Genomic DNA, 16,957 nt, shown 5'->3' with positions numbered 1-16,957 from the left:
CTCCTTTACCCTAACGAGTCATTTGTTAAATTATTCAAGCCATATACTTTTCTTTCTCCTGAGAAAGGTATAAGCTCTACTTCTTTTTTGTCTCCTGGTTCAAAACGAACAGCTGTACCAGCTGCAATATTTAATCTTTTACCAAATGAATCTACTCTATTAAACTCAAGAAAAGTATTCACTTCAAAAAAATGAAAATGGGATCCTACTTGAATAGGTCGATCACCAATATTAACAACCTCAACTTTCGTTACTTCCTTATTTTCATTACATATAATAGGAGTTTTCTTTAACTTATATTGACCTGGAATCATGAGCATCACCTCTAACTCTTATTTAATGTACCCACCTATTGGATAGGATCATGAACTGTAACTAACTTCGTTCCATCAGGAAATGTTGCTTCTACCTGAATGTCATGAATCATTTCAGGGATACCTTCCATCACATCTTCTCGAGATAAAATATGACGACCATCCTGCATTAATTGAGATACTGATTTACCATCTCTTGCTCCTTCCATTACTTCATAAGTTAAAATAGCTATAGCTTCGGGATAATTTAATTTCAACCCCCTTTTTTGTCGCCTTCTCGCTAAATCAGCTGCAACGACAATCATGAGCTTTTCTTGCTCACGAGATGTAAGCTTCATTGATATTTCCTCCTTAAACGGCTAAGTGCTTATATAGTTCATCTTCATTAACATTTTCACAATTTCCATTCATCACCATACAACCACGATCTAGAATATAATAATGATCCGCACATGATAAAACAGCATCTAAATTATGTTCAACTAATATAATTGACATATCTTTTTCTTTTGCTATTTTCACTAAAACATCTTGAATCAATTGAACAATTGACGGTTGTATTCCTTCCATTGGCTCATCTAAAAGAAGAAGCTTCGGGTTTGAAATTAACGCTCTCGCAATGGCTAGCTGTTGCTGTTGACCACCACTAAGATCCCCACCTCGACGATCAATCATTTCTTTCAGTACAGGAAACCATTGAAATATTTCCTCAGGTATTGTTTTTGAACGTTGCGATTTCGGAAGTGCTTCCATCCCAATAAGAAGATTCTCCTTTATTGTTAAATCTGAAAAAATCTCTCTTCCTTGTGGAACATATGCTATTCCTGCTCGTGCTCGATGCTCAGGCTTTTCCTTTTTTAAGGATTTCCCATCAAATACAACTTGACCGTTAACTGTAGGGATAAGTCCCATCAACACTTTCACTAAAGTTGTCTTTCCCACACCATTTCTACCTAAAAGCCCGACAATTTTCCCCTTTTGAATATCAAATTCAACATTCCGTAAAATCATTGTCTCGTTATAACCAGCTTGTAGCTCTGACACATGAAGCATATTAACCACTCCTTCCTAAGTAAACATTCTTCACTTCTTCGTTTTCTTGAATATCCTTCATCGAGCCCTGACAAAGCACTTTCCCCTCATGCATCACAACGACTTTACTTGAGAAATTTCGAACGAACTCCATATCATGTTCCACCACTACTACTGTACAGTCATTAGCTATCTCTTTAATTAACTCACCCGTCTTTGTTCGTTCTTCACCCGACATACCAGCAATAGGTTCATCTAATAATAGTAAAGTAGGTTCTTGAATAAGTTGCATCCCAATTTCAAGCCATTGCTTTTGTCCATGAGATAATGACCCTGCTAATTTATGACGATCTTCAAACAAACCAACCTGCTTTAAAATCGCCTCGATTTTCTCACGCTGAACTTGAGTCATTTTTGCTAATAAAATGGATAGTAAGCTTTTCTTCTGCTTCATCGCAATTTCTAAATTTTCAAAAGGTGTTAAATGAAGGAAAATGGAAGGTGCCTGAAACTTCCGAGCAATTCCTTCCTGGACGATCTTCTGTTCAGGTAGTTTTGACAACTCAATTTTTTCTTCAAAAAGAATTTGCCCACTACTTGCTCTAGTTTTTCCACAAATACAATCTAGTAAAGTGGTTTTCCCAGCTCCATTTGGACCAATTAAAAATAACACCTCTTTATTTTGCACATCTAGATCTACACCTTGAAGGGCTTTAAATCCAGAAAAATCAACCATAACATTACGACACGAGAGAATCGGCTTCACGTTGTTTTACCTCCTTTTTTTCCTTATTAGAGCTAAAACGAGCTTTCATTTGTTCAACTAAACCTGCTAAACCATTTGGTAAATATAAAACAACTAGTAAGAATAAACCTCCAAGGAAAATTGTCCAGAAATCTGGATATGTTTCACTTAAAAAGCTTTTAGCACCATTCGTTAAAATAGCTCCTATTGCAGCACCTAAAATAGAATATCTTCCACCAATAGCAACCCAAAGCACCATTTCAATTGAAGGAATAATCCCCATCATTTCCGGAGATATAATTCCTACTTGAAGAACAAATAACGCACCTGCAATACCAGCAAAAGCCGCAGATAAAGCATAGATAAACACTTTAAAAATAGCTGGGTTATACCCTAAAAAACGCAATCTATTTTCACCATCTCTTATCGCAATTAACAAACGACCAAAACGTGATTTTGTTAATAGTAGGGACACACCCATAATAACTGCCAATAATGCTACAGTAATAAAATATAATATTTGCTTTGTTCCTGGATCAGCTAGCGGTACTTGGAAAACAGTAAAAAAGTTAGTTAATCCACTAGTTCCACCAGTAATATGCTGACTACCAATAAATAAAGTTACTGTTACTACAACAACCGCTTGAGATATAAGAGAGAAAAACACGCCCTTAATACGATTTTTGAACGTAAAGTAACCGATAATCCAAGCAACACAAAATGGCAGGAGAATAGCTGCTGCTATAGCAAAGAAGGGATTTTTAAAAAGTGTCCATATAAAAGGAAGTTGTGTAATACCATTCCATTCCATAAAATCTGGTAATCCACTTGGTGATGCCTCAAGCTTTAAATACATTGCCATACAATAAGCCCCTAAACCAAAGAACACACCATGACCTAAACTTAAAATACCGGTAAAACCCCAAATTAAGCTTAAGCCCACAGCGATAATAGCAAAACATAAGAATTTAGCTAGCAGCCCCATCCGAAAATCGGTAAGCAGCAATGGGGCGATTAGTAATATCAGAAAAAACACACCGTAATAGGCTCCTTGACTATATTTTTTCAACATAATTGCACCTCCGTTAATCTAATGCTCGCACTCTAACATTAACAAGACCTGTTGGTTTCCATTGTAAGAAAATAATAATGAAGGCAAAGACAATAACTTTTGCAATTGTTGCGCTTGTTGATAGTTCAACAAATGTACTTAAGATACCTAGCATTAATGCAGCCAATACTGTACCCTTTAGCTTTCCTACTCCACCTAAAATAACGATCATAAATGCATCAACAATATAAGTTGTTCCCAGCGTTGGGCCAATCGAGCCAATTAAGGTTAAAGAACACCCCGCGATCCCAGCAAAGCCGCTTCCTAAAGCAAAAGCTGTACTATCAACTTTTCTAGTGGAAACACCTAAGCAAGAAGCCATATCACGATTTAATGTAACAGCCTTCATTCTTCTCCCAGAAGGAGTTTTATATAAATAAAGAAATAACAAGAAGATACTTACACCAACTAAAGCAATAATAAATAATCGTTTATAAGGAAATGTCATACTACCAATCGTTAATGCACCACTTAGCCAATCTGGTGCGACAACAGCAACATTTGGTGCTCCAAAGATTGATCTCGCTACTTGTTGTAAAATCAAACTAACTCCCCAAGTTGCTAGTAAGCTATCAAGTGGACGTTCATATAAAAATCTTACAATTGATTTCTCCATTAAAAATCCAATAAATGCTGCAATCACAAAGGATAGTGGAATCGCTAGAATAAAATATAATCCAAAGATGGATTCTGGAAGATATTGAATGAATGCTTGCTGGAGAACATACGTAGTATAGGCTCCAATCATAATGAATTCACCATGAGCCATATTGATGATGTTCATAAGACCAAATGTTATCGCAAGACCTAAAGCGATTAATAATAAAATTGATCCGAGACTCAAACCATTAAATAATTGAGAAATGATAATTGACAAGGAATATTCCTCCTTTGTATGAAGTAAAAAAAGACAAGCAAGATCAACTAGTAAGAATCTATTAAAATAGGGGGAATAGAAATACATTTAATTGATCCTGCTTGGCTTTTCCTTCATTTTTTCATAAATATTTTAACGTTTCTCTAAAGCATGAATTAAAATTTTGTAAAAACGGACTTTAAATACTCTTGATGATTTTCACATACTTCTAATGAATTCATTCGATTACGCTCAAGACTCAAGATTTACCGAGGAAGAAACGCTATCCTCCCTCGGCTTCACCCATGGAGTATCAACCATTTAACTAAGGCCAATTCTAGTACAACAAATTCCTTAGAAGACATCCATAAACTTAAACTTACTATTTTTCACTTAAACTAGTTGCCCAATCATATGATTTTAAGTATGGATCAGGTTTTACTTGTTCGCCTGAATTCCAAACCTCTTTAAATTGACCATCAGTTTGAACTTCTCCAATTCGTACGGTTTTATAAATATGCTGAGTTTCTCCATCGATTTTAACTACGCCACCTGGTGCTTTAAATTCAATACCATCAGATGCTTCTTTCACTTTATCAACTTCAAACGAACCAGCCTTCTCTACAGCTGCTTTCCATAAATAAACGGCAATGTAAGCTGCTTCTATAGGATCACCAGTAACTCGATCATCACCATATTTTGCTTTGTAATTTGCTACAAATTCTTTATTTTCAGGAGTATCAGTTGTTTGGTAATAGTTCCAAGCAGCAAAGTGACCCGCTAATACGTCTGTTCCTATACCACGAATTTCTTCTTCCGCCACACTAACTGACATAACAGGAATATCTTCTGCAGTAATTCCTGCATCTTCTAGTTGTTTAAAAAAAGCTACATTACTGTCACCATTCAATGTATTAAAAATTGCATCTGGTTTTGAAGATTTGATTTTGCTAATAATTGTGTTGTAATCTGTATGACCAAGTGGTGTATATTCTTCTGCAACAACTGTTCCACCTTTTGCTTTAAGTTGCGCGTTAACAATTTTGTTGGCAGTACGTGGGAATACATAATCAGATCCTACTAAGAAGATGTTTTTACCTTGATTCTCAATCATCCAATCAATTGCAGGAACAATTTGTTGATTTGTTGTTGCACCTGTATAGAAAATATTTGGAGATTGTTCCATACCTTCATATTGAACCGGATACCAAAGTAATCCATTGTTTTGTTCAACAACAGGTAGCATTGCTTTACGACTAGCAGAAGTCCATCCACCAAAAATTGTTGCTACTTTATCTTGTTGAAGTAATTTTCTTGCCTTTTCAGCAAATGTCGGCCAATCAGATGCTCCATCTTCAATGATCGGTTCAATTTGCTTTCCAAGAACTCCTCCAGCTGCATTTATCTCTTCAATTGCCATTAATTCTGCATCACGTAAGGAAACCTCACTTATCGCCATCGTGCCACTTAATGAGTGCAGTATCCCCACTTCAACTGTGTCACCTTCAACAGTAGCTTTAGAATCACTACCTTCTGTTGTTGTTTCAGGCTCACTTGTTGGAGAAGCACAAGCACCCAGCATAACCATTGTTGACATCATTAACGCTAAAAACCTCTTTTTCACTTTCATAAAAGAACAGCCCCTTTTCATTAATGGAATCTTCCAACAGTAATGTTATATAAAATAACTTTATATGTAACAAAACATAACATCACTTTATATTTCACATTATACAGAGTTTTGACTGATATACAATGAATTTTTTAAATTTTTTTAATATTTTATTATGTAAACGTTAACAATACATAATCTAGAGGATTCATTATTCGTATTTACATACAAATCATTTAACACAAGTGTTTTTGTCAGTTGAATTCGACATTTTTCTTGTTATATTTTCTAACATTTTAATTATTGTGTAAGAAAGTGTAACTTAATAGTTAAGATTTACGACAAATACAGTAAGAGATACTTCAATAGAAAGAAGGTTATAACTTTGAAAAAGAATTGGTGTATCGTTTTGATCATTTTGCTACTAAGTGGATGTGGAACAGGAAATACCAACAGTGATACCACAAAAGAAGGAGGTAATAATGGTGAACAAAGCGAGATTGTCGCTGGTGATATGGTACCTAGTTTAATTGAGACTAGTCCTTTTAACTTTACTTACAAAGTTATGAATCAAACAGAGGAAGTTGTAGAACTTGAATTTAGTAGTTCACAACGAGTGGATTATCAGGTGAAAACCAAAGAAGGAAAAGAGATTTACCTTTTCTCAAGCACAGCTTCGTTTCTTGCTGCATTGGGTACAGAGAAAATAAAACAAGGTGAGGAATTCATATATAACATTGATTTGTCTGATTTAAATCTTTCAAAAGGTGAGTATGAGCTTTTTGTATGGATGACACCAAAAGAGGGTAAAAAATACGAAGTGAGTATAGATTTCACTGTAAACTAAATAATTTTATATACCAAAACGCTTGGATTTTTCATCCAAGCGTTTTCACTATCTTATTAATATAATCAGGGAAGCTTTTTAACAAAACTGAAATTGGGTTAATTAAAACTATTCTTCTTGATTTGAGTGAACACTCGTATCTGTAAACAATAAACCAAAATATATAAAAAATTAATCAGAGAAAAAGTAGTCTTTCTTTCTTAATGAAACGTTTAATACTAAACCAATTCCCATCATACTCGCTAAAACAGAGCTTCCTCCATAACTCATGAGCAATAGCGGAATCCCAGTGATCGGTAAAAGCCCTGTTACCATGCCAATATTCTGAAAGCTATGAAAAGTAAAAAGCGCAACCATGCCAATGCATATATAAAATTCAAATATTTCTTTTCTTACATACATAGCAATCCCTAGTATTCTATAAATAATAAAAAAATAAAGAGCAATAACAACTGATCCACCTAAAAATCCAAATTCTTCTGCAACAATTGTAAAAATAAAATCTGAATGAGCTTCTGGTGTATAAACATTACTGTTTTGAAATCCTTTACCATCAACCATACCTGATCCTATTGCATGGAGAGATTGATTTAATTGATAACCTATACCTTTTGCATGTTGCTCAGGATCTAACCAAGAATAAATTCTATTTAATTGGTATGTCCCAAAAATCTCTAAAAGAAAGTCCGGATTGGTTATAAATATGTAAATTAGGATACCAACAACTCCAATTAAGCCAAGGAAGATAACTCCAATTATCCTCCAGTCGATACCAGATAAGAAGATGATGGAAATTGTGATAACAAGCATCACTAATGAAGATCCAAAATCGTTCTGCATCAAAATTAACAACATTGGTAATAGCGATATTCCACCTATTTTCATTAATAAAAACATATCCTGTTTGAAGGATTTACGAAAATCATCTTTATAATGACTTTGAGTTATTTTGGCAAGCATCAAAATTAAAAATATTTTCATATATTCAGAGGGCTGAATTGAACCAAGCCCAGGTACAACAAACCATGACTTTGCACCGTTTCGAATTGGTGCTATCGATTCAGGGGCGATTAATATCCCAATTAATAAAAGTATACCAACTCCATAGAAGAAAGGTGCTAACTTACTTATTTGTTCAAAATCAAAGAGGAAAATTAAAGCTGCGACAATGATTCCTAAAACAAACCAAACAATCTGCTTCAAAAAGAAATTTTCATCATATTGAGCATATTTTTGTGCACTGAATATACTCACACAACTACAAATCATTAGTAAAAACAAGAAAAAAATCAATGAAACGTCAAAATAGACGAATTTTTTTGATGTCAAAGAAATCACCATTCTCAAATTATTATTTACCTTACTATTACAATCATTATGTTATATTTTTCTTTAAAGTTTTTTATCTCCAGCGTTGCTTTTAGTACCAAAAAAATCCACCATACATTTATTAAGGTACCATAAATGAGGTGGATTTTATACAAATATTGACTATTCATCTAGATAAATTTATCTTCCAACGAACATTTGTGTCCAATGGTGGCCATTTTTGTCATAACCTACACCTATATGTGTGAAATCTTTACTTAAGATGTTTTTTCTGTGACCTTCACTATTCATCCATGCATCTACGACTTGCTGTGGCGTTTGTTGTCCTTGTGCAATATTTTCACCCGCCGTTTTGTATGACACTCCAAAATCTCTCATCATATCAAAAGGGGAACCATAAGTTGGACTTGTATGTGAGAAATAATTATTTTGACGCATATCCTCTGATTTCTTTTGAGCTACACCATTTATTTGAGTATCAGCCTTCAAATCAGATAGCCCATTTTTTCTTCTTTGTTGATTTGTTAATTCAATCACCTGTTGAACGGCTTCATTCATGTTTTGTGCAGGTTGTTGTGTTTCTGCTTTTTCATTTGCTTGGTTCTGCTCTTGTTTTGGAGCTGGAGCAGGTTCTGGAGCTTGTGTTTGTTCTTTTGGTGCTTGCTGTTTTTGAGATGGCGCTTGTGTTTGCTCTTTGGAAGGAGCTTGTTGCTCATTAGCTTTTGCTTGTTGTTTAGCTTGTTGCTGGCTTTGTTGTTGTGACTTTTCTTGTATTTGCATTTGTGTGTTTTGATGTTGTTGTGCTAGTTGTTGCGCTCTTTGAATTCCTTGTTGTTTTTGTTGTTGAATATATTGTTGTGCTTGCTTTTTTGCATCCTCTGCATTGTTAGCTGAGACAAACTTAAACTTTGCTTCTTGAACAGCTATTGCTTTTGTATGAGGATAGTTCTTACTTGATAAATCGGTTTTAGAACTAGAAATTGTCATGCCGTTTAGATCATCATTTGTTAGATTACGATCAGGCACAAAATCAAAATCGTTATCAACCATATTATTTTCATAATCACGATGCCCTGTTCTTAGTTCATTTGGTGTTGTGTTACCTCTTGTATCTATTTGACGAGCGAAAGGTCCATACGTGCGATTACCGTTATCATTGACATTCTCGGTTACATCCATTGGACCCATTCTATTATCGTCAAAGGCCTCGTCATTATTATTACAACCAACAAGCCCAATAACTAAAGCACTTGTAGCGATGAATCCTAATTTTTTGTTTATCAAACGTAACGCCTCCTTTAACATGTGTATTACGTACCACCTTATTTTCCTTCAATTTCTTGAAACTATAGGTGGTAATTATACTTTTAATTGGAGGCAACAAACACTTTTAGTTAAAAATCCCCAAAAAAATACTTAGATCACTGATCTAAGTATTTTCCCTTATTATATTATTGAGCTACCTCTTGAATAATAGAAAGCACTAATTCTGCTGTTTTTTCTAATTCTTCAATTGGCATTTTCTCATTTTTTGTGTGAATTTCTTCATATCCAACAGCCAGGTTAACAGTAGGAATTCCATTTCCAGCTATTACATTAGCGTCACTTCCACCGCCACTTGTTTGAAGTTCACTATCACGACCAATTTTAGCAGCAGCACGTTTAGCCACCTCTACCACATGATCTCCATCTGCAAATTTAAAGCCAGGATACATAACTTCTACTTCAACCTCTGCACGTCCACCCATTTCAGCAGCAACATTTTCAAATGCTTCTTTCATTGCACCTACCTGTTTTTCCATTTTTTCAGGAATTAACGATCTAGCTTCTGCTAAAATATGTACTAAATCACAAACGATATTTGTTTGTGTCCCACCTTCAAAACGACCTATATTAGCCGTTGTTTCATGATCGATTCTTCCTAAGGGCATTTTTGAAATAGCTTTAGCAGCAATTGTGATTGCTGAAACACCTTTTTCTGGTGCAACACCAGCATGTGCTGTTTTTCCATAGATTGTCGCCCTTACCTTAGCTTGTGTTGGAGCTGCTACAATAATTGTACCTACTTTTCCATCACTATCTAAAGCATAACCAAATTTTGCCGTCATCAAGGAAGGATCTAATGCTTTGGCACCAACTAAACCAGATTCTTCACCCACTGTGATAACAAATTCAATTTTACCATGTTGAATAGATTGTTCTTTAAGTGTTTTAATTGCTTCAAGCATGGCAGCTAAACCTGCTTTATCATCCGCTCCAAGAATTGTTGTTCCATCTGTAATAACATATCCATCTTTAATACTCGGCTTTATTCCATTGCCAGGTACAACAGTATCCATATGTGAAGTGAAGTAAATTGTGTCTACACCTTCTTTAGTTGCTGGTAATGTACAAACTAAATTGCCTGCACCATGTCCAGTGATAGCCATTGTGTTATCTTCCACAACGTCAACATCTAAAGAAGAAAACTTCTCCTTTAAAACTTTAGCGATCTCTGCTTCATTTTTCGTTTCTGAGTCAACTTGAACAAGTTCTAAAAATTCATCTAATAACCTTTTTTTGTTTATCAATTGTTGTTACCTCCTAAAATTTAAAGGGGCATATTCCCATGTTTTTTTGTTGGACGAACCTCTTTTTTTGTTCTTAACATCTCAAGAGCTTGAATAAGTTTCATACGAGTATCTCTCGGATCGATAACATCATCAACCATCCCTTGACTCGCTGCAACATATGGATTAGCAAATTTCTTTCGGTATTCTTCAATTTTCTCAGCTCTGGTTATCTCTGGATTGTCACTATTTTGAATTTCTTTTGCAAAAATAATATTCGCCGCACCTTGAGGACCCATTACAGCTATTTCCGCGTTTGGCCAAGCATAAACAAGATCAGCACCAATTGATTTACTATTTAATGCTACATATGCTCCACCGTATGCTTTTCGTAATATAACAGTTAGTTTTGGTACAGTTGCTTCAGAATAAGCAAATAAAATCTTTGCTCCATGTCTAATTATTCCTCCGTGCTCTTGTTTAACACCTGGAAAAAAGCCTGTAACATCTTCAAACGTGATGAGTGGAATTTGGAAAGAGTCACAAAACCTGATAAATCTAGCCGCTTTATCCGATGAATCTATATCCAATCCACCTGCCATAACTTTTGGTTGATTGCACACTAAACCAACGACCTCACCTTTTATTCTCGCTAGACCAATGACGATATTTTTAGCAAAATCCTTTTGTACCTCCATAAATGAACCACTATCTACAACTTGATCAATAACAATTCTAACATCGTAGGGTCTTATTGAATCAAATGGAATTAAATCGGTTAATTCAGGTCGATCATGTGTTTCTTCTTCAAAAGAAGATATTGGTGACTTTTCTTCATTATTTTGTGGCAAATAACTTAATAACCTACGAACTTGAAGCAATACTTCTTCTTCTGTTGAGCCAGCAAAATGAGCGTTACCACTAATTGTATTATGTACAGCTGCTCCACCTAAATCTTCAGAGCTAATTTTTTCTCCAGTTACTGTTTCAATGACTTTAGGGCCTGTTATAAACATTTGACTTGTTTTTTCTACCATAAAAACAAAATCAGTGATAGCCGGAGAATAAACTGCTCCTCCTGCACACGGACCTAAAATAACAGAAAGCTGAGGAATAACACCAGAATAAATCGTATTACGATAAAAAATTTGCCCATAACCATCTAATGATAACACACCTTCTTGAATCCTCGCACCGCCTGAGTCATTTAGACCGATAAAAGGCGTACCATTTTTGGCAGCTAAGTCCATTACAGCAGCTATTTTCTTAGCATGCATCTCACCTAAAGCTCCACCAAATACAGTGAAATCCTGTGAAAATAGATAAATCGGTCTTCCATTTACCTTTCCATAACCTGTTACAACACCTTCTCCAGGACCTTTCGTATCTTTTAAACCAAAATCATTACAGCGATGCTCCATAAAGGGATTGATTTCAACAAAAGTATCTTCATCAACTAACAAATTAATTCGTTCTCTTGCTGTTAGTTTACCTTTTTCATGTTGCTTATCGATCCTCTCATCACCACCACCAAGTTCTACCTCTCTTTTACGATCATATAATTCATCTATTTTTCCATAAATATCGTTTTGCACTTAACTTTCACCTCGCTTTTTTTCACATAACTCAATCAGTACATTATTAGCTGCCTTAGGGTGTAAAAAGGCAATACTCATAGCTGCCGCACCATCCCTTGGTTTCTCATCTATAAGAGGCAATCCTACCTCTCTCATTTCCTGTAATCGAGATTCAATATTTTCAACACCAAATGCAATATGGTGAATTCCTTCTCCTTTTTTAACTAGGAACTTAGCAACAGGACTGTCTTCTGATGTAGGCTCTAATAATTCAATTTTTGTATTTCCAGCATGTAAAAAAGCAACTTTCACCCGTTGTGTTGTTACTTCTTCATAGCCTAATAAATCAAGCTTTAAAATATCTATATAAAACGTCAATGCTTTTTCTATAGAATGTACAGCTATTCCAATATGATCTACCTTATTTACCATAAATGACTCCACCCCTTTTCATGAAAACGCTATCATTATAGATAAATTCTCTTTTAGAATAGAAATCTCCTTCTTATTCGTCGAATTTCTTTCACATTTTACATGTTGTCCAAATCCGACATTCACGTTAAAATAATACGTACAAGGAGTGAAGAAAAATGTCACGTAAAACACAAAAAATCGTCGTATATTTAATGATAGGCGTAATGCTCATTACTACCTTACTTGCAGGTGTATCTGTTTGGTTTTAATTTCTTTATTTCTTAACTAAGAAGATAACAATCCCTTCACATTTTATTATCTTTAAAACATAAAAATGAGTCTAAGGGCAAAAAATTCTTTTGCCCTTAGACTCATTTTTTTAATGCACCAAATTCTTTCCCAAGCTCTGTAAAGCTTTTTTGGGAGTTGATGATTAACACATTCGTTCCTATAGGTACTTTTTCATATAATGATTCCACATGATCATTTTCAAGCCGGACACACCCTTGTGTTGTATAACGACCAATCGAATCTTTATTATTTGTTCCATGGATACCATAAATTCGACCATCTGTATCTTTTGCATTAAAACCCATCCATCTCGTTCCTAACGGATTTTTAGGATCTCCGCCAGATATATCCTTTTTTCGATAATATGGATTTATTGCTTTGACAGTTATCGTAAACTTCCCTACTGGTGTATGTTCTTCTGTAACTCCAGTAGCAACTTGATAGACTTCTTTAATTTCATTTTCGTTAATATACGCAAGTTTGTTTCTTTGCTTATTAATAATAATAAACGGATCTCCCACAATTGGATTTTGTCCTAGAGGCCAAATTGGTGAAGTAATAATAAAAAATAAAAGAAGCATTGTTTTCATCTTATCAACGTCCTTTTATTTTTAATATGTTCAAGGGCAATTAAATAAATACTACACTTCCATCCCTTTAAATTGACTTTTAACCACTAAATAGTTCTCCATTTCTTTCAAAAAATGAAAAAGAGCCGCTCTCGCCTCAAATTCCTCTCGTGTATTAGGTAATTCCATCCCTTCTATTTCTTTTCTCATTTCAAGTAATTGCATAAGAAATCGCTGTGCCGTATTTCCAGGGTGAATATTTAATCGTAATTCATGAATAAAATCAGCGATAATTCTACTTTGATCTATGGCAATATGTATAGAAGTAATCATCGGTATCACTCGTTCAATAATCTCAAATTGTTTCTCTCTCATCTTAAAGTAATGATAATATGTATTTTCGTGCCGTAGAAAGTGATTTTCTACATCGCGAAATGCAAGAGTTTTGGCCTCATCAATTAATTGAGCTGTTTTCGTAATTTCTAAACCATCCCATTTCCGATCTTTTTCAAGTAAATAAAGTTCAATTTCTTTAAATATATTAGCAAGATTATGTTCGATTTCTTCTTGATAATTTTTCAATTTACTCTCGACACTCGGCATATATAAATTCATGATAAGTGCTATTCCAATACCAATTGTGACTAATAAGAGCTCATTTCCAATCAACTCAAACGTTATATTCCCTTCACTATATAAATGAAAAATAACAACAGTACTTGTTACAATCCCTTCAGTCGCCTTAACAATAACAGTAGTAGGAATAAATAATAGCAGTAATAAACCTATGATAAGCGGATGATAAGTTATGCCCTCAAAGAAAACAAATGAAAAAACCATCGCAATAGAACAGGCAAGAAAACGAGCCCATGAGCTTTTTAACGATTTCTTTTTCGTTACTTGTATACATAATATGGTGATAATCCCTGCTGAAGGATAGTTCTCAAGCTGAAGAAACTCAGCAAGCATAATCGCAATTGTTGTTCCTAATGCAGTTTTTGCCGTTCGATATCCAATCTTAAACATTAAGTAACTCCTTATCTTCTCCGATTAATTTCTCAAAAAAGTCAAAATACTTTTCTAGTATGATACATAGTTTACACCAAAAACGTAAAGGACATATCTGTTTCAAATATATTTTTATGTTTAATATAAAACTTGCTAAAAACAAAAAAGACGACCATTTACGATCATCTTTTTTGTTTTTTGTTGTTCTATATTATAGCATTTTTTCTAAAAATAACTGTGCTCGTTCAGTTTTGGGTTGAGAGAAGAATTCACTTGGTGTCGCATCCTCGACAAGTTTCCCTTCATCAAGAAAAAGAACACGATCTGCCACTTCTTTTGCAAAGCCCATTTCATGTGTGACAATTGCCATCGTCATTCCAGTTTGAGCCAAATCTTTCATAACATCTAACACTTCTTTAACCATTTCAGGATCAAGCGCAGATGTAGGCTCATCAAAAAGCATAACTTCTGGTTTCATAGCAAGAGCTCTTGCTATGGCAACCCTTTGCTTTTGACCACCCGAAAGACGATTTGGATATTCAGAAGCTTTTTCAAGTAATCCTACTTTAATCAATAAGTCTTTTGCTATTTTTTCAGCTTCTTGCTTTGTTACACCTTTAACCGTGATTGGCGCGTAAGTTAAGTTATCAAGTACTGATTTATGAGGAAATAAATGAAAATGTTGAAAAACCATACCAACATTTTGTCTAAACTTAGAAATATCTGTTTTTGAATTGGTAATCTCCTGATTATCTAGCCAAATTTTCCCTGATGATGGTTGTTCTAATAAGTTCAAACAACGTAAAAAGGTGGATTTACCTGAACCAGATGGTCCAATTATCGCAATCACTTCACCTGAAGCAATAGTTGTAGATATACCTTTTAACACGTCTAATTTACCAAACGATTTATGCAAATTTTCAACTTTAATCACTTCGTCTCATTCTCCCTTCAATACCCTTTCCAAGGAGTGTTAACACCATAACTAATACATAATAAACCAATCCAGCAAACAATAATGGTGCAAAATAATTATAAGAATCTGCACCAACTTGATATGCACGTCTCATGATGTCTTGTACACCGATCACTGTAACAATTGCAGACTCTTTTGTTAAAGTAATAAATTCGTTCATCAATGCTGGTAAAATATTTTTAAAAGCCTGTGGCAGTATAATGTCCTTCATCATTTTAGAATAAGGAATTCCTAAAGCCATTGCTGCCTCTTGTTGCCCTTTATCAATTGCATTTATACCTGCACGTATAATCTCTGATATATATGCACCTGAGTTCAATGTAAATGCTGCAACCGCAGCTGGATATGGATCAATTGGAAATCCAAGAATTTGTGGTAGTCCAAAATAGATGATAAGTAATTGTAAAACCAATGGTGTTCCTCTAAAAATAGATGTATAAGCATCAGCAAACCACATTAAAGGTTTAATCCGACTAATTTTGCATAATGCTAATATAATTCCCCAGGCAAATCCAAGCACCAAGGATAGAACAACAATTTTTAATGTCACCCATACCCCTTCTAAAATAAACGGCAGAGATGGGACGATTGACGAAAAATTCAATAGATCCATTTTAATTTAATTCCTTTCTTTTACGTTCTCACATTGGGAGTAAAACAAACATTAAAAAGGCTGACAACATGGTATTGTCAGTCCTTTTAATATAGAGCTGTTTTCGTAACTTTGTTGCTTTAATAGCTCCTTGTAAAGAGCACTATATAAAGCATAGTGACATCTTTTCTTCATAAAACAGTACCCTTATAGTGAAAATCACTGTTTTCACTATAAATCTTGGTTATATAGCAACAACCTTTCAGAAAAGAGCCTTATATAAACACTTTCTTATTGTTGATCTCCAAACCATTTAACGATCAATTTATCAAGTTCGCCATTTTCTTTCATTTCTTTTAGTGCAGCATCAAACTCTTCTGTATATTTACTTTCTTTTTGGAAAGCAATGGCTGAACCAGCTTCTTCAGATGAATCAAGCGTAAAGCCTGCTAACTGTTCGTCTTTTTCAAAATAACCATTCGCTACAGTATCTTCAATAATCGCCGCATCAATTCGGCCAGATTTTAACTCTTGAACAAGCTCTGAAATTTTATTACGATTCTCAATTTTAATTGTTACCTTTTCAGAGATTTCAGTTGCTTTTTCTTGTTGGATAGAACCAAGTTGTACTCCAACCGTTTTACCTTCTAAATCTTCAATACTTTTTACTTCTTTATCCTTCAAAGAAACAATCATATGATTAGCTGTATAATAGATATCTGTAAAATCGACATTTTCAGCACGCTCAGGTGTAGGTGTCATACCAGCTAATACTAAATCAATTTGTTTTGCTTGTAGAGCTGGTATTAAACTATTAAAGTCCATATCTTGTACTTTAACTTCGTAGCCAGTTTTTTCTGCTAACGCATGAATAAGATCTATATCAAATCCAATAATTTCGCTTCCTTTTGCTGTATCAATGTATTCAAATGGTGGGTAGTCAGCTGATGTAGCCATTTTCAATACGTTTTGATCACCAGAATCAGCACCAGTATTTCCTTCACTTTCATTATTTGCAGTACCGCAAGCTGATATAAACGCAAATACTAATAAACTTATAATGAATAACGATATTTTCTTCACAATACTTTCCTCCAATAATTTCTAATACGAATTTCTTTCATGCATAGCAACT

The 16,957-nt window shown here is 34.5% G+C and carries 19 protein-coding genes; 2 read left to right on the top strand and 17 right to left on the bottom strand.

Annotated features, from left to right (window positions below; all coding sequences use genetic code 11):
* Positions 1 to 5: 5 nt before the first annotated feature.
* The 7 genes from LC076_RS08620 to urtA form a co-directional block, all read right to left on the bottom strand.
* A complete protein-coding gene (locus tag LC076_RS08620) occupies positions 6 to 314 on the bottom strand; it encodes an urease subunit beta (RefSeq protein ID WP_226667704.1) in 309 nt (102 codons plus the stop codon).
* 35 nt (positions 315 to 349) lie between these two features.
* Entirely contained in the window at positions 350 to 652 is a 303-nt protein-coding gene (locus LC076_RS08615) for an urease subunit gamma (RefSeq protein ID WP_146946253.1), read from the bottom strand.
* Positions 653 to 665: 13 nt separating this feature from the next.
* Positions 666 to 1,367: an urea ABC transporter ATP-binding subunit UrtE gene (urtE, locus tag LC076_RS08610; protein ID WP_226667701.1), complete on the bottom strand. Its 702-nt coding sequence runs from the start codon at positions 1,365 to 1,367 to the stop codon at positions 666 to 668.
* Between the two features lies 1 nt (position 1,368).
* Complete coding sequence (urtD, locus tag LC076_RS08605) at positions 1,369 to 2,112, bottom strand: urea ABC transporter ATP-binding protein UrtD (protein WP_226667699.1); 744 nt, start codon at positions 2,110 to 2,112, stop codon at positions 1,369 to 1,371.
* Entirely contained in the window at positions 2,087 to 3,160 is a 1,074-nt protein-coding gene (gene urtC / locus LC076_RS08600) for an urea ABC transporter permease subunit UrtC (RefSeq protein ID WP_413465965.1), read from the bottom strand. The genes urtD and urtC overlap by 26 nt, the downstream gene beginning before the upstream one ends.
* A gap of 16 nt (positions 3,161 to 3,176) precedes the next feature.
* A complete protein-coding gene (gene urtB / locus LC076_RS08595) occupies positions 3,177 to 4,079 on the bottom strand; it encodes an urea ABC transporter permease subunit UrtB (RefSeq protein WP_204954372.1) in 903 nt (300 codons plus the stop codon).
* A gap of 361 nt (positions 4,080 to 4,440) precedes the next feature.
* Positions 4,441 to 5,688 (bottom strand): urea ABC transporter substrate-binding protein, encoded by a 1,248-nt coding sequence (urtA, locus tag LC076_RS08590; RefSeq protein WP_226667695.1) that lies wholly within the window; start codon positions 5,686 to 5,688, stop codon positions 4,441 to 4,443.
* A 367-nt stretch (positions 5,689 to 6,055) separates the two neighbouring features.
* Between urtA and LC076_RS08585 the strand changes: the two genes are divergently transcribed.
* Positions 6,056 to 6,517 carry a BsuPI-related putative proteinase inhibitor gene (locus LC076_RS08585; RefSeq protein ID WP_226667693.1) on the top strand — a complete coding sequence of 154 codons (462 nt, stop codon included), beginning with the start codon at positions 6,056 to 6,058 and terminating at the stop codon, positions 6,515 to 6,517.
* 171 nt (positions 6,518 to 6,688) lie between these two features.
* Here LC076_RS08585 and LC076_RS08580 read toward each other — a convergent pair whose 3' ends face one another.
* The 5 genes from LC076_RS08580 to mce form a co-directional block, all read right to left on the bottom strand.
* Complete coding sequence (locus LC076_RS08580) at positions 6,689 to 7,846, bottom strand: FtsW/RodA/SpoVE family cell cycle protein (RefSeq protein ID WP_226667691.1); 1,158 nt, start codon at positions 7,844 to 7,846, stop codon at positions 6,689 to 6,691.
* Between the two features lie 180 nt (positions 7,847 to 8,026).
* Positions 8,027 to 9,130, bottom strand: a complete 1,104-nt coding sequence (locus tag LC076_RS08575) for a CAP domain-containing protein (RefSeq protein ID WP_226667690.1) — start codon at positions 9,128 to 9,130, stop codon at positions 8,027 to 8,029.
* A 167-nt stretch (positions 9,131 to 9,297) separates the two neighbouring features.
* Positions 9,298 to 10,416: a tripeptidase T gene (locus LC076_RS08570; protein WP_226667688.1), complete on the bottom strand. Its 1,119-nt coding sequence runs from the start codon at positions 10,414 to 10,416 to the stop codon at positions 9,298 to 9,300.
* A gap of 20 nt (positions 10,417 to 10,436) precedes the next feature.
* Positions 10,437 to 11,990, bottom strand: a complete 1,554-nt coding sequence (locus tag LC076_RS08565; protein ID WP_226667686.1) for an acyl-CoA carboxylase subunit beta — start codon at positions 11,988 to 11,990, stop codon at positions 10,437 to 10,439.
* Positions 11,991 to 12,404, bottom strand: coding sequence for a methylmalonyl-CoA epimerase (mce, locus tag LC076_RS08560; protein WP_226667685.1), 414 nt, complete (start codon positions 12,402 to 12,404; stop codon positions 11,991 to 11,993). It lies immediately after the preceding gene.
* 158 nt (positions 12,405 to 12,562) lie between these two features.
* On the opposite strand from mce, the gene prli42 reads away from it, so the two are divergent.
* Positions 12,563 to 12,655 (top strand): stressosome-associated protein Prli42, encoded by a 93-nt coding sequence (gene prli42, locus LC076_RS08555; protein ID WP_204954379.1) that lies wholly within the window; start codon positions 12,563 to 12,565, stop codon positions 12,653 to 12,655.
* Between the two features lie 102 nt (positions 12,656 to 12,757).
* On the opposite strand, the gene LC076_RS08550 is transcribed toward prli42, so the two are convergent.
* From LC076_RS08550 to LC076_RS08530, 5 genes are all read right to left on the bottom strand, one after another.
* A complete protein-coding gene (locus LC076_RS08550; RefSeq protein ID WP_226667682.1) occupies positions 12,758 to 13,267 on the bottom strand; it encodes a L,D-transpeptidase in 510 nt (169 codons plus the stop codon).
* A 51-nt stretch (positions 13,268 to 13,318) separates the two neighbouring features.
* Complete coding sequence (locus LC076_RS08545; protein WP_226667680.1) at positions 13,319 to 14,272, bottom strand: aromatic acid exporter family protein; 954 nt, start codon at positions 14,270 to 14,272, stop codon at positions 13,319 to 13,321.
* Positions 14,273 to 14,465: 193 nt separating this feature from the next.
* Complete coding sequence (locus LC076_RS08540) at positions 14,466 to 15,188, bottom strand: amino acid ABC transporter ATP-binding protein (RefSeq protein ID WP_226667678.1); 723 nt, start codon at positions 15,186 to 15,188, stop codon at positions 14,466 to 14,468.
* Entirely contained in the window at positions 15,181 to 15,843 is a 663-nt protein-coding gene (locus LC076_RS08535) for an amino acid ABC transporter permease (protein WP_226667676.1), read from the bottom strand. The genes LC076_RS08540 and LC076_RS08535 overlap by 8 nt, the downstream gene beginning before the upstream one ends.
* A 270-nt stretch (positions 15,844 to 16,113) precedes the next feature.
* Positions 16,114 to 16,905 carry a transporter substrate-binding domain-containing protein gene (locus tag LC076_RS08530; protein ID WP_226667674.1) on the bottom strand — a complete coding sequence of 264 codons (792 nt, stop codon included), beginning with the start codon at positions 16,903 to 16,905 and terminating at the stop codon, positions 16,114 to 16,116.
* Positions 16,906 to 16,957: the final 52 nt, after the last annotated feature.

It is taken from the genome of Metabacillus litoralis, from assembly GCF_020524045.1.
GTDB classification, from domain to species: domain Bacteria; phylum Bacillota; class Bacilli; order Bacillales; family Bacillaceae; genus Metabacillus; species Metabacillus litoralis_C.
Note: the sequence above shows the minus strand (reverse complement) of the source record. Positions and strands in the feature narration are given on the sequence as shown.